General features: G+C 68.4%; 10 protein-coding genes and 1 other RNA gene. 7 read left to right on the forward strand and 4 right to left on the reverse strand.

Going from position 1 to position 13,337, the window contains the following annotated elements:
- The 5 genes from OZ10_RS17555 to OZ10_RS17575 form a co-directional block, all read left to right on the forward strand.
- Nucleotides 1-575, forward strand: a 575-nt coding sequence (locus tag OZ10_RS17555; RefSeq protein WP_039566225.1) for a potassium-transporting ATPase subunit KdpA, incomplete at its 5' end; no start/stop codon positions are given.
- Between the two features lie 12 nt (nucleotides 576-587).
- Nucleotides 588-2,636 carry a potassium-transporting ATPase subunit KdpB gene (gene kdpB / locus OZ10_RS17560; protein WP_039566227.1) on the forward strand — a complete coding sequence of 683 codons (2,049 nt, stop codon included), beginning with the start codon at nucleotides 588-590 and terminating at the stop codon, nucleotides 2,634-2,636.
- Between the two features lie 3 nt (nucleotides 2,637-2,639).
- The gene (kdpC, locus tag OZ10_RS17565; RefSeq protein ID WP_039566229.1) at nucleotides 2,640-3,290 is read left to right on the forward strand and encodes a potassium-transporting ATPase subunit KdpC; all 651 of its coding nucleotides are present in this window, start codon (nucleotides 2,640-2,642) and stop codon (nucleotides 3,288-3,290) included.
- Between the two features lie 57 nt (nucleotides 3,291-3,347).
- Nucleotides 3,348-6,008 carry a sensor histidine kinase gene (locus OZ10_RS17570; RefSeq protein WP_039566232.1) on the forward strand — a complete coding sequence of 887 codons (2,661 nt, stop codon included), beginning with the start codon at nucleotides 3,348-3,350 and terminating at the stop codon, nucleotides 6,006-6,008.
- Entirely contained in the window at nucleotides 5,998-6,714 is a 717-nt protein-coding gene (locus OZ10_RS17575) for a response regulator (protein ID WP_039408198.1), read from the forward strand. Before OZ10_RS17570 ends, OZ10_RS17575 begins: the two co-directional genes overlap by 11 nt.
- A gap of 203 nt (nucleotides 6,715-6,917) precedes the next feature.
- Here OZ10_RS17575 and OZ10_RS17580 read toward each other — a convergent pair whose 3' ends face one another.
- Genes OZ10_RS17580 through OZ10_RS17595 form a run of 4 tightly spaced genes read right to left on the reverse strand, consistent with a single transcriptional unit; the run spans nucleotide 6,918 to nucleotide 10,987 of the window.
- A complete protein-coding gene (locus tag OZ10_RS17580) occupies nucleotides 6,918-8,306 on the reverse strand; it encodes an FAD-binding oxidoreductase (RefSeq protein WP_039408195.1) in 1,389 nt (462 codons plus the stop codon).
- The gene (locus tag OZ10_RS17585) at nucleotides 8,303-8,842 is read right to left on the reverse strand and encodes a metal-dependent hydrolase (RefSeq protein WP_039566238.1); all 540 of its coding nucleotides are present in this window, start codon (nucleotides 8,840-8,842) and stop codon (nucleotides 8,303-8,305) included. The genes OZ10_RS17580 and OZ10_RS17585 overlap by 4 nt, the downstream gene beginning before the upstream one ends.
- A gap of 41 nt (nucleotides 8,843-8,883) precedes the next feature.
- Nucleotides 8,884-9,252, reverse strand: a complete 369-nt coding sequence (locus OZ10_RS17590) for a YraN family protein (protein ID WP_039566241.1) — start codon at nucleotides 9,250-9,252, stop codon at nucleotides 8,884-8,886.
- A 4-nt stretch (nucleotides 9,253-9,256) separates the two neighbouring features.
- Nucleotides 9,257-10,987, reverse strand: coding sequence for a penicillin-binding protein activator (locus OZ10_RS17595; protein ID WP_039566234.1), 1,731 nt, complete (start codon nucleotides 10,985-10,987; stop codon nucleotides 9,257-9,259).
- Nucleotides 10,988-11,069: 82 nt separating this feature from the next.
- Here OZ10_RS17595 and rsmI point away from each other — a divergent pair, with 82 nt between their 5' ends.
- Nucleotides 11,070-11,891, forward strand: coding sequence for a 16S rRNA (cytidine(1402)-2'-O)-methyltransferase (gene rsmI / locus OZ10_RS17600; RefSeq protein ID WP_039566235.1), 822 nt, complete (start codon nucleotides 11,070-11,072; stop codon nucleotides 11,889-11,891).
- Between the two features lie 146 nt (nucleotides 11,892-12,037).
- Nucleotides 12,038-12,464: RNase P RNA component class A (rnpB, locus tag OZ10_RS20420), an RNA gene on the forward strand.
- Nucleotides 12,465-13,337 lie beyond the last annotated feature (873 nt).

Here is a 13,337-nt window from a genome sequence, read left to right on the forward strand (position 1 = left end):
ACGCCATCTGGGGCGGTATTGGCTGCGGCTTGCAGCAGTTCGTGGTGTATCTGTTGCTGAGCGTGTTTCTGGCCGGTCTGATGACCGGACGTACGCCGGAATTGTTCGGCCGCAAGATCGAAGCGCGCGAAGTGCAGTTGCTGGCACTACTGATCCTGCTGCAACCGCTGGTGGTGCTGGGCTTCACCGCAGTGGCGCTGGCCGTGCCGGCATTCACGGCCAATTCCAATCCTGGTTTCCATGGCATCAGCCAGGTGTTCTACGAGTACACCTCGGCGTTCGCCAACAACGGGTCCGGTTTTGAAGGCCTGGGCGATGCCACGTATTGGTGGAATCTGAGCTGCTCGGCGGTGTTGGCGCTGGGGCGCTATCCGGCCTTGATCCTGCCGCTGATGGTGGCCGCGCGCATGGCAGTGAAGCGGCGCGCGCCGGAGTCGGCCGGCAGCCTGCAGGTCGAGACGCCTACCTTTGCGCTGACCCTGCTGGCCATCGTGCTGGTGCTGACCGTGCTGCAGTTCATGCCGGCACTGGTGCTGGGCCCTATCGCTGAACACCTCGCCCTGGCGGCGTCCTGAGAGTCTTGAGCAATGTCTACGATCGATACGACTGAAAAACGCGCGCGCGGCGACGCGGCGTTGTTCGATGCTGCCGTGCTGATGGCGGCGATGCGCGCGGCCTTCATCAAGCTGTCGCCGCGGCATCTGCTACGCAGCCCGGTGATGGCGGTGGTGATGGGCGGCACGGCGCTGGCGGCGGTGATCACCGCCAGCGGGCATGGCAATGCCGGCTTCGGCTGGGCGGTGACGGCGATCCTGTTCGTCACCGTGTTGTTCGGCAATTTCGCCGAGGCCATTGCAGAGGCGCGTGGTCGCGGCCAGGCCGCCTCGTTGCGGCGTGCGCGCAAGGACCTGGTGGCACGCCGGGTGGAAACCGCCCTGGGCGGGCGCGAGACGCGCGTGCCCGCCGCCGAGCTGCGGCCGGGCGATTACGTGATGGTGTCCGAAGGCGAATTCGTGCCGGCCGATGGCGAAATCGTGCGGGGCGTTGCAACGATCAACGAAGCGGCGGTGACCGGCGAATCGGCGCCGGTGCTGCGCGAGGCGGGCACCGACCGCAGCGGCGTGATCGGCGGCACGCGCGTGCTCTCCGACGAGATCGTGTTCAAGGTCACCGCCGAGCCGGGGCATAGTTTCCTGGATCGCATGATTGCGTTGGTGGAAGGCGCCAACCGGCAGAAGACGCCCAACGAAATCGCGCTGACCTTGTTGCTGGCCGCGATGACGCTGACCTTCCTGATCGTGGTGGCCTCGTTGCCGGCGATTGCGGGGTTTGTCGGTGTCACGCTGGATCCGTTGCTGCTGATCGCGCTGCTGGTGTGCCTGATCCCGACCACCATCGGCGGGCTGTTGCCGGCGATCGGCATTGCCGGCATGAATCGCGCGCTGTCGGCCAATGTGCTTGCCAAGTCCGGCAAGGCGGTGGAAGTGGCCGGCGACGTGGACGTGCTGTTGCTCGACAAGACCGGCACCATAACCTACGGCGACCGGCAGGCCACCGCGTTCCACCCGCTGGCCGGCATCGACCGTGCGCAACTGCGCGATGCGGCGATGCTGGCCTCGTTGGCCGATCCGACGCCGGAAGGCAAATCCATCGTCAAGCTGGCGCGTCAGCAAGGTGCCGTGGCGGTCGAGCCCGAGGGTGCACATTTCATCGCCTTCACTGCGCAGACGCGCATGTCCGGTGTGGATCTTGTCGGGCGCACTATCCGCAAAGGCGCCGGCGATTCCATCGTGGCGTATGTGCAGGGCATGGGCGCCACGGTGTCGCCGGAATTGCAGGGGCGTATCGAAGAAGTCGCACGTGGCGGTGCCACCCCGCTGGTGGTGGCCGAAGGCCGGCATGTACTCGGTGTGGTCGAACTGAGCGATGTGGTCAAGCAGGGCATCAAGGAAAAGTTCGCGCAGCTGCGTGCGATGGGCATCAAGACGGTAATGATCACCGGGGACAACCCGCTCACCGCCGCCGCCATTGCCGCCGAAGCCGGCGTGGACGACTACATCGCCCAGGCGCGCCCGGAAGACAAACTGGCACGCATCCGCGCCGAGCAGGCCGGTGGGCGGCTGGTGGCGATGGTCGGCGATGGCACCAACGATGCACCGGCGCTTGCCCAGGCCGACGTGGGCCTGGCGATGAACTCCGGCACGCAGGCGGCCAAGGAGGCCGGCAACATGGTCGACCTGGATTCGGATCCGGCCAAATTGCTGGCGGTGGTGGAAGTGGGCAAGCAGCAACTGATCACGCGCGGCGCGTTGACCACTTTCTCGCTGGCCAACGACGTGTCCAAGTATTTCGCGATCCTGCCGGCGCTGTTTGCAGCAGCGATTCCATCGATGGCCGCGCTCAACGTGATGCAGTTATCGAGCCCACGTCACGCGGTGCTGGCAGCGTTGATCTTCAATGCCCTGATCATTCCGGCGTTGATTCCGCTGGCGTTGCGCGGCGTGCGCTTTCGTCCGTCCAGCGCCACCGCCTTGTTGCGCCGGAACATGCTGATCTACGGACTGGGCGGCGTGCTGCTGCCGTTTGCCGCCATCAAATTGATCGACCTGGCGCTTGCCGCCACCCTGGGTGCCTGAGCCATGACCACATCTTCCATCACCACTGCCACCACGCCAGCGTTGCGCGATGATGGCGCAGTACGCGCCTCGGTCGTGCTAGCGCTGTTTATCTTGTTGGGATTGGGCCTGGCCTACTCGCTGATCGCCACCGGCATCACCGGTGCGCTGTTTCCGGCCCAGGCGCACGGCTCGCTGCTGCGCCAGGACACGCGCGTGATCGGGTCGGCCCTGGTCGCCCAGCCCTTCAGCGATGCGCGCTACTTTCAGCCGCGCCCGTCAGCGGCCAAGTACGACCTCACCGCCGCCGCCGGCAGCAACCAGGCGCGCTCCAACCCGGACCTGCAGGCGCGCATTGCCGCCACCCGTGCCGAGGTCGCTGCGCGCGACGGCATCGCCCCGGACGCAGTGCCCGGTGAATTGCTGACCCAGTCCGGCAGCGGCCTGGACCCGCACCTGAGCCCGGCCGGGGCCCAGGTGCAGGTCCGCCGCGTCGCCGCCGCCCGCGGCTGGCCGGAACCACGCGTCAGCGCGCTGCTGCAGGCTGCTATCGAGCCACCCCAGTTCGGCCTGCTCGGCCAGCCGCGGGTGAATGTGCTCGCGCTGAACCTCGCATTGGATGCGGCGGGAAGCGGGGAAGCTGGAAGCGACGGCAAAGCAAAGCACCCGCACTAGAAGCGATGCTTGTAGCCTTTACGAATCTCCAATCCCCAATCTCCAATCCCGGCCTCCATGCCCGACGCCCGCACCCAGCAAGCCGACGCGCTGATCGGCGAATTACAGCGCGAACACGGCGGGCGCCTGACGGTGTTCCTGGGCGCAGCCCCCGGCGTCGGCAAGACCTACGCCATGTTGTCGCGGGCGCGCGAGCGGCTGCGCCAGGGCATGGATGTGGTGGCCGGGGTGGTGGAAACCCACGGGCGTAGTGAAACGGCCGCCTTGCTGGACGGCTTGCCGCTGCTGCCGCGCGCCCGCGTGAGCTATCAGGGGCGGCTGCTGGAAGAACTGGACCTGGATGCACTGCTGGCGCGCAAGCCGCAGCTGGCCCTGATCGACGAGCTGGCCCACCGCAATGTGCCGGGCAGCCGGCATGAGCGCCGCTGGCAGGACATCGTCGAGTTGCTCGATGCCGGGATCGACGTCTACACCACGGTCAACATCCAGCATCTGGAAAGCCTCAACGACATCGTGCTACGCATCACCGGCGTGCGCGTGTCCGAAACGGTGCCCGATGCGGTGTTCGACCGCCTGCGCGACATCGTGCTGGTGGATCTGCCGCCGCGCGAACTGATCGAGCGCCTGCAGCAGGGCAAGGTGTATCTGCCCGAACAGGCGACCCAGGCCCTGCAGGCGTTCTTCTCACCCTCCAACCTCACTGCATTGCGCGAGCTGGCGATGCAGACCGCCGCCGACCGTGTCGACAGCGATCTGCGCGACACCCAGGCCGCACGCGGCCTGCCCGGCACCGCGGCGTTGCGGCGCCGCGTGGTGGTGGCCATCGACGGGCGTGGCAGCTCGGATTATCTGGTGCGGGTGGCGCGGCGGTTGTCGGAGCGCCGCGATGCACCCTGGACGGTGGTGACGGTGCAGACACGCACCGTGGCCGATGCCCACTGGCAGCTGGAGATCGACCGCGCCTTCGCGCTCACGCGCCGCCTCGGCGGCGATACCGCGCTGCTGCATGGCGCCAATGTCGCCGACGCCTTGCTGGATTTCGCCGCGCAAAACGGCATCTCCACCCTGGTGCTGGGGCGCACCCGCGAACGCCCGCTGGCGCGCATGTTCAACCGCACCCTGACCCAGCAACTGCTGCAACGTGGCGCGCATTACGAACTGGTCATCGTCAGCTCCGCCGATGCGCGCGCACGTGCGCGGCAGCGCTGGCGCAACCCGCGCCAATGGCTGCAGCGGTACGACCTGGCGTTCGCCGCAATCGCTGCGGCGGGCGCGGTGGCGGTGGCGTGGTTGCTGCAACGCTGGACCGACATCGACGACCTGTCGATGGTGTTCATCGTGGCAGTGGTGCTGGTGGCGTCGCGCACACGCATGGCGGCCGCCGTGATCGCCGCGCTGCTGAGTTTTGTCGCTTACAACTTCTTCTTCATCGAACCGCGTTTCACCTTGCACATCAGCGCGCGCCAGGGCGTGGTGACGGTGTGTTTGTTCCTGATTGCCGCGCTGGTCGCCGGCCGGCTGGCCTCGCGCCTGCGCAGCCAGGTGCTGGCCTTGCGCGCGGCCAATGCGCACGCCAACGCGCTGCAGGCGCTGGGTCGCCAGCTCAGCACCGCCGCCGATCTGGGCCAGGTGCTCGAAGCCGGCCGTCGCGCCCTGGCCACCGCGCTGGATGCCGAGGTCTGGCTGCGCCTGGAACAGCGCGAGAGCGACGCACCCACCAGCTTCGGTGCGCTCGATCGCAGCGCAGCGGACTGGGCCCAACGCCACGGCCAGCCGGCCGGCCGCTTCACCGACACCCTGGCCGGTGCGCAGTGGTGGTGCCTGCCGGTGCGCCACGAACGCGGCACTCTGGGCGTGGCCGCGCTGCGCTTCCGGCAGACCGTGCAGCGGCCTGGCCTGGAACAACGCCGCCTGACCGAAGCGATGGTGGAAGACATCGGGCAGGCCGCGCTGCGCACGCGTCTGGTCGCCGATCTGGAAGGGGCGCGCGTCAGTGGTGAAACCGAGCGATTGCGCTCGGCCTTGCTGTCGTCGGTCTCGCACGATCTGCGCTCGCCGCTGGCCTCGATGATTGGTTCGGCCAGCAGCCTGGCCAGCTACGGCGATGCGATGGACGTGCAGGATCGCCACGCGCTGCTCGACACCATCCAGCTTGAAGGGGAGCGGCTGGATCGCTACATCCAGAACCTGCTCGACATGACCAAGCTCGGCCACACCGGGCTCACCTTGAATCGCGACTGGATCGGCGTGGACGAATTGATCGGCTCGGCCACCCGCCGCCTGCAGCGCTACCAGCCGGAAGTGCGCCTGCAGCTGGAACTGGCGGCCGAGCTGCCGGCCATCTGGGTCCACCCGGCGCTGGTGGAACAGGCCATCTTCAACGTGCTGGAGAATGCGGCGAAATTTTCGCCAGCCGGTGCGGCAGTTACCGTGCACGCGCGCCTGCAGGCCGGCGCCTTGCAGATCGATATCGGCGACCAGGGCCCGGGCATTCCCGAAGACGAGCGTGCGCGCATCTTCGACATGTTCTACAGCGTGGAGCGCGGCGACCGCGGGCGCAACGGCACCGGGCTGGGCCTTGCCATTTGCCAGGGCATGATCGGCGCGCATGGCGGCAGCGTGCAGGCATTGGCCGGCGCACATGGTCACGGCACCACGATCCGCATTACGCTGCCGTTGCTCGTCCCTGCCGCGCCACCTCGCCCCGATGCCGACTGACCCTACTGCCATCCCGCCCGCCCGCGTGCTGATCGTCGACGACGAGCCGCAGATCCGCCGTTTTCTCGACATCAGCCTGCGTGCACAGGGTTACCGCGTGCTGCAGGCCGGCACCGCCGAAGAAGGCCTGACCACGCTGGCCGGGCAGGGCGCCGAACTGGTGGTGCTGGACATCGGTCTGCCCGACCGCGATGGGCACGAGGTGCTGCGCGAAATCCGCCAGTGGTCCAACGTGCCGGTGATCATGCTCACCGTGCGCGCCGGCGAAACCGAAAAGGTCGCCGCCCTCGACGCCGGGGCCAACGATTACGTGACCAAACCGTTCGGCGTGCAGGAATTGATGGCACGCATCCGCGCCTTGCTGCGCCAGGCCGGCGCCGGCAGCACGGTGGAAGAAAGCGTGTTCGACGATGGTCGCCTGCATATCCATCTGGGCCTGCGCGAAGTCACGCTGGCAGGCGAGCCCGTGCCGCTGAGTCGCAAGGAATACGCCTTGCTCGCGCTGCTGCTCAAGCACGCCGGCCGCGTGGTCACCCAGCCGCAACTGCTACGCGAAGTGTGGGGCCCCACCCACGAAGAAGACACCCATTACCTGCGCATCCTGGTCGGTAAACTGCGCCAGAAACTGCACGACGATGCCGCCGACCCGCACTACATCGTCACCGAACCCGGCGTCGGGCTACGCTTTATCGGTGTGACGCGCTGAGGCAGTTGTACTGCCATCCCTGCCGCGCCAAGTTGCTGCAAGCAGCAAGGTGGCCTCTTTCCCGGTGCTGTCATTGCGAGTGAGCCGATGCGAGCGGCGCAGTGCGGTGCGTCGATAGCCGCATCATCGCAGACGCCGTGTGCATCGCAAGCGCACAGCTCCGCGCTTGCGAGTACGCGTTGCAGTGTCGCAGGCGCGCAACCTCACTCCAACGGCGGCAGCACCTTGCCCGGATTCAGGATCCCATCCGGATCCAGCGCGGCCTTGACCGCGCGCATCGCCGCCAGCGTGGGCGCGCTGAATGCCTGCGTCATGAAATCGCGCTTGGCCACGCCAATGCCGTGTTCGCCGGAGAGCGTGCCTTCCAGCGACAGCACCAATGCGAACAGCCGCGGCAATGCCGCGTGCGCGCGGGCGTCTTCGCTGGCATCGGCCGGGTCGTACATGATGTTGACGTGCAGGTTGCCGTTGCCTGCGTGGCCGAAGGCGACGATGGGCAGCGCGAATTCTGCAGCAAGCGCTTCCACGCCGGCCACCAGCGCAGGAATGCGCGACACCGGCACCACCACGTCTTCGTTGATCTTACCGGGCTTGATCGTGCGTAGTGCGGGCGACAGCGCGCGCCGCGCGGCCCACAACTTGTCGCGCGCGCTGCCGTCGGCGGCGATGTCCAGACTCAGCACGCCCTCGCCATTGGCGGCGTCATGCAGTGCCTGCAATGCGTAGGGCAGGATGTCGTGATCGCCGTCGGCTTCGATCAGCAGCATCGCGCCGGCCTCGGGCACATCGCTGCCATTGCGGCGTAGCAGTGCAATGGCACTGGCATCCATGAATTCCAGCATGGTCGGCGTGGTCGGCTGCGCCATGATGCGCGACACCGCGGCCGCAGCGCTGGCGGCATCGCGGTACAGCGCGCGCAAGCCGGCCTGTGCGATGGCACGTGGCGTCAGTTTCAAGGTCGCTTCGACGATGATGGCGAGGGTGCCTTCGCTGCCCACCAGCAGATGGGTGAGGTCGTAGCCGGTGGAATTCTTGGTGTATGCGCCGCCGCAGCGGATCACCTCGCCGGTGCCAGTCACCGCCACCAGGCCGAGCACGTTGTCGCGGGTGGCGCCGTACTTCACCGCGCGCGGGCCGCCGGCATTGGTGGATAGATTGCCGCCGACACTGCAGATCTCCGCACTGGAGGGATCCGGTGGCCAGAACAGGCCGTGCGGCTGCAACGCCTGTTGCAGGTCGCCATTGAGCACGCCGGGCTGCACCACGGCGCAGCGGTCTTCCGGACGCAACGCCACGATGCGGTTCATACGCGCCATCGACACCACCACGCCGCCGGAAAACGGCACTGCCGCGCCGGTGGTGCCGGTGCCGGCGCCGCGCGCCACGATCGGCACGCCGTGCGCGCGGCAAACCTGCACAATGGCCACCACATCTGCGGTATCGCGCGGCAAGGCGACGGCGGCAGGCAATGCCCAGCGGCGCGAATCGTCTTCGCCATAGCGGCGGCGCGCATCGTCGCCGGTCAACCAGCCCTCGGCACCGAGGCGCGCGGCCAGCAGATCGGCCAGTGCAGCGGGAAGTACGTCGGTCATCGCATCTGATCCTGTGGTGGCGTGCGCTGGATGCATCTCCAGCCCAGCACGGCGACGGTGAGCGGCAGCCAGACCCAGCGCAGCTCGGAGCGCAGCGTGTCCAGGCCGCGCGCATTGAAAAAGCCGTTGGCGAACGGCGACACGCGAATGGGCCGCCACGGTGCGAACCAGCGTGTCTGGTCCCACGGCCAGCCCAGTGCCACGCCCAGGCCGCCGGAGGTCATTGCATCCAGCAGCGGGTGCGATGCGGCGCAGACGAACAAAAACACAGCCGCCTGCATGGCATCGGCGCGCAACAGCCGATGCGCCGCGCCGCCGAACAATGCCATCACTGCGGCGAACAACAGCGAGTGGCTGGCACCGCGATGACCGAACGCGTCGGCATACGGAATGTGCAACGCAAAGGCCGCCACGTCGGCGTCGGGCAGCATCGCCGCCAGCACACCGGCAGCCAGCAGGCGTGGCGAGATGCGGCCGCGTTCACTGGCGCACCAGAGCGCCAGCGGCACCGCAGCGTGGGTCATGATGGTCGGCATCGAACGTCGGTAATGGCGTAGGTAGCGAGCGTCGGGCGTGGTCAGCAATCGTCGGCGCGGAACGCGTCGCGGATCCAGTGCAACGCCGGTGGTTCGCCACGGGCGTCGACCACATCGAAGCGGCACGGCAGCGCCGCCAGCGCGGGGTGATAGACAAGAAACAATTGCGCGGCCAGTACCAGCTTGCGGCGCTTGCGCACATCCACCGAAGCCGCGCCGCCGCCGAAGCGGTCGTCGCGCCGGTAACGCACTTCCACAAACACCAGCGATTGCCCGTCGCGCATCACCAGATCCAGTTCGCCGCCGCGGTAGGTGGCATTACTCACCACCAGCCGCAAACCGGCCTGCTCCAGCATGACGCGTGCAGCCGCTTCCACCGCCGCACCGCGCCGCTGACGCGCCGCCGGCATGGTCTCAGCGGCCGTCGGCGATCGGCGTCGGGCGGCCACCGTTGAAGGTGGACCAGGCCGGCGTGCGCAACACATTGCCGAAGCCATCCAGATGCAGGGTGCCGGTGGCGCCGCGCAGGCCGCCGTCGGTGCCGGTGGCGAGTTTTTCCAGATACGCGCTGATCTTCCAGGCGTCGTAGCCGAACGCGAACAGGCGGGCGGCCGGGCCGCGTGCGCTGGGCAGGGTGCTGGCCACCTGGCTGGCTGCCGGAAGACCGGAGACACCGAGCGCAGTCCAGGTTTCGCTAGGGTAGACGATGCCATCCAGCGCCAGGTCGTCTTCGACCTTGCCGGTACCGGCCACCAACTGCGACGTGCCCACGCGCGATTTGCCGGCAAACCCGGCCAGCGCCAGCTGTGGGGCCAGCGCGCGCGCGGTGTTGCCGCGTACCGCCAGGAACACCGCATCGGCGGTGCCGTAGTTGCGCAACTGCGCGCCGATGTCGCCCGGCGCATCGGCCACGCTGATGCTGCCGGCCACCGTGCCGCCGCGTTCGCTGAAACGATCGCGGAAGGCCTTGATGGTGCGCTTGCCGTTGTCGTCGCTGGTGCCGACGATCAGCACGTTGCGGCGCTCGCGCGAGAGCAGGTATTCGGCGGCCATGATGCCGTCGTCTTCCGGCGCCAGCGAGAAGCCGGCACTGCCGGTGGGCGGCGCCTTGTTGTCGGTGGGGCGGTTGAGCGCCAGCACCGGCACGGCGAGTTGGCCGCGTGCGAACAGGGCGCTCACTTCATCGCGGCCCAAGGGGCCGACCACGTAATCGACACCGGCGCTCACCGCTTTGTCGTACGCGGCATTGGCACCGGCCGCAGTGCCGGCGGTGTCGAAGAACTGCACTTCCGGGCGGCGGCGGGTCTCGGCGTAATAGCCGGCGAGCAGGCCGTCACGCACCGGTGCGGAGGCGGTGGCCAGGTTGCCGGTGAGCGGCAACAGCACGCCCAGCTTGACCGGCGGGCGGTAGCCATCGCGCTCGGCGGGCGGGCGCTTGCTGGTGTCGAAGCCCCACTGCGCATCGCGCTCGAACGCGCGCGGCAGCCCCAGCCCGCGGCTGATCAACGCGCGGCCGGCAAAGTTGTACAGCGGGTCGCCGGCCGGCAGCGCGGCGGTGCGGCCCTTGAGGGTGGCATCGTCCAGCGCGGCCAGCAGGCGCACGATGGCGCGCTGGTTGTCGCTGCGCGCGGCGCCGGTCAGGCTGGCATCGGCGCGCGCGCGGTCGGCGGCCGCGCCGAACAGGTCGCCGGTGGCTTCCAGCGCGGCGGCGCGGGCCACCAGCCAGCGCGTCTGCAGCGGCTGCGGCAATCCGTGCGGGCTGTCGCCCAACGCCTCCAACGCCTGCGCGCCCTGCTTGTCGAGCACCGCCAGCTCGCCGGTGAGCAGCCCGAAGCGGGCACGCTCTTCGCCGCTGAGATGGCGCGCGTTGACCTGCGCCAGCAGCGTGCGGGCACGCGCATCGTCGCCGGCGTCGTGCCAGCCGAACGCGGCGGCAGCCAGTAGCCGGCTGCGCTGCGCGCCACTGGCACCGGCGGCTTCGGCTTCCAGCTGCTGCGCCGCTTCGCGCGGCTTGCCCTGGTCCAGCAGCGCCAGCGCCGCGCTCTGCGTGGGCGAGGCGGTCTGGGTCACGCTGCTGGTGGCGCAGCCGGCGGCCAGCATCACCAGCAGCGACAGGGCGGAGATCCTTGCAACACGCTTGTTCATTTCAGATCCATTGGACAGGGGCCGCCTGGGCGGCCCGTTGAAAACCGCTACGATTCTACCCTTTGCCCCCGGAAGACCGCTGATGACGTCCCCTGGAACCCTGCACGTGGTCGCCACGCCGATCGGCAACCTGGCCGACCTGTCGCCGCGCGCGCAGGAGGTGCTGCGTGGCGTGGCCGCGATCTGCGCCGAAGACACCCGCCACACCCGGCAATTGCTCAGCCATTTCGGTATCGACCGCCCGCTGCTGGCCCTGCACGACCACAACGAAGAAGCGATGTCCGAGCGCATCGTGGCGCGCCTGGGCGAGGGTGAATCGCTGGCCATCGTCAGCGACGCCGGCACCCCGCTGGTCAGCGACCCGGGTTTCAAGCTGGTGCGCGCCGCCCGTGCTGCCGGCATCAAGGTCAGCCCAGTGCCGGGCGCCTGCGCGGCGATCGCCGCGCTTAGCGTGGCCGGCTTGCCCAGCGACCGCTTCGGCTTCGAAGGCTTCCTGCCGGCCAAGAGCGCCGCGCGCCGCGAGCGCCTGGCGCGGCTGGCTGGCGAGACCCGCACCCTGGTGTTCTACGAGTCGTCCCACCGCATCGTCGAGTCGCTGGCCGACCTGCGCCTTGCCTTCGGCGATGACCGCCCGGCGGTGATCGCCCGTGAGTTGACCAAGTTGTTCGAAACCGTGCTCGACGGCACCCTGGCCGAACTGCAGGCCCGGGTCGAAGCCGACGACAACCAGCGCAAGGGCGAGTTCGTGGTGATGGTGCAGGGCGCCGCCGACGCCGCCGACGGCCAGCTCGCCGAAGGCCGCCGCGTCTACGCCAAGCTCGCCGAACACCTGCCGCCGTCCACTGCCGCCAAGCTCGCCGCCGAGCTGACCGGCGCGCCGCGCAAGGCGTTGTATGGCGGCTAATGCGGTCATCGCAGGAGCATGCCTGGAAGCGACGGTGGTTGGTCGGTACCGCCTCTCGCGCCCGGGTGCGCTCCTACAAGGCAATGGTCAGTTTGAAATCGCGGTGCCGTTTCGCATGGCGGCGATAGCGTAGAATGCGCCCCGGCGGAGTCGGCCAGACAGTCGCGTCACTCGCAAGAGTGCCGAGGAAAGTCCGGGCTCCATAGGGCAAGGTGCCAGGTAACGCCTGGGCGGCGCAAGCCGACGGAAAGTGCAACAGAAAGATACCGCCTACGTCCCTCGTCACCCCTCTGCCGCCACTGAAGCATGTCGGCGATGCGCAGCATCGCCAAGTGCGTTCGGAGGCTGCAGAGGGGTGGCGAGGGACCGGTAAGGGTGAAATGGTGCGGTAAGAGCGCACCGCGAGTCCGGTAACGGACCGGCACGGCAAACCCCACCTGGAGCAAGACCAAATAGGGATCCATTGGCGTGGCCCGCGCTGGATCCGGGTAGGTTGCTTGAGCGCTGCGGTGACGTAGCGCCTAGACGAATGACTGTCCACGACAGAACCCGGCTTATCGGCCGGCTCCGCCGCCTTGCTTTGGGCATCGCCCAAAGCGAAGGCGCCCACGCTTCGTACCGCCGCAGGCGGTACAAAACGCGGGTCCCGCTCCGGGCCTTCCACATCCCCGCGGCTGTCGCCGCGCCCCCTTGACTCAAGGGGGCTTGCAGATAGGTCGTCGGCCGGAGTGCCTGCACGTGACCTGGATCAACTCCCTCCCACCGCTTGCAACGGTAGGTGCTCGGCTCCCTTCCACCGCTTGCGGGGAAGGTGCCCGAAGGGCGGATGGGGGCAGCATTTCGTGCCGCCTGCGGCGGTACACAACGTAGGTCCCGCTCTGGGCATGCCAGATCCCCGCGGCTGTCGCCGCGCCCCCTTGACTCAAGGGGGCTTGCAGATAGGTGGTTGGCCGGGGTGCCTGCACGTGACCTGGATCAACTCCCTCCCACCGCTTGCAGCGGTAGGTGCTCGGCTCCCTTCCACCGCTTGCGGGGGAAGGTGCCCGAAGGGCGGATGGGGGCCAGCATTCCGTGCCGCCTGCAGCGGTACACAACGTGGGTCCCGCTCCGGGCATGCCACATCCCCGCGGCTGTCGCCGCGCCCCCTTGACTCAAGGGGGCTTGCAGACAGGTGGTTGGCCGGGGTGCCTGCACGTGACCTGGATCAACTCCCTTCCACCGCTTGCAGCGGTAGGTGCCCGGCTCCCTTCCACCGCTTGCGGGGAAGGTGCCCGAAGGGCGGATGGGGGCCAGCATTCCGTGCCGCCTGCAGCGGTACACAACGCGGGTCCCGCTCCGGGCTTTCACATCCCCGCGGCTGTCGCCGCGCCCCCTTGACTCAAGGGGGCTTGCAGATAGGTGGTTGGCTGGGGCGCTGCGCACTAAGTGATCAACTCCCTTCTACCG

This window comes from Xanthomonas cannabis pv. cannabis, assembly GCF_000802365.1.
Classification (GTDB): domain Bacteria; phylum Pseudomonadota; class Gammaproteobacteria; order Xanthomonadales; family Xanthomonadaceae; genus Xanthomonas; species Xanthomonas cannabis.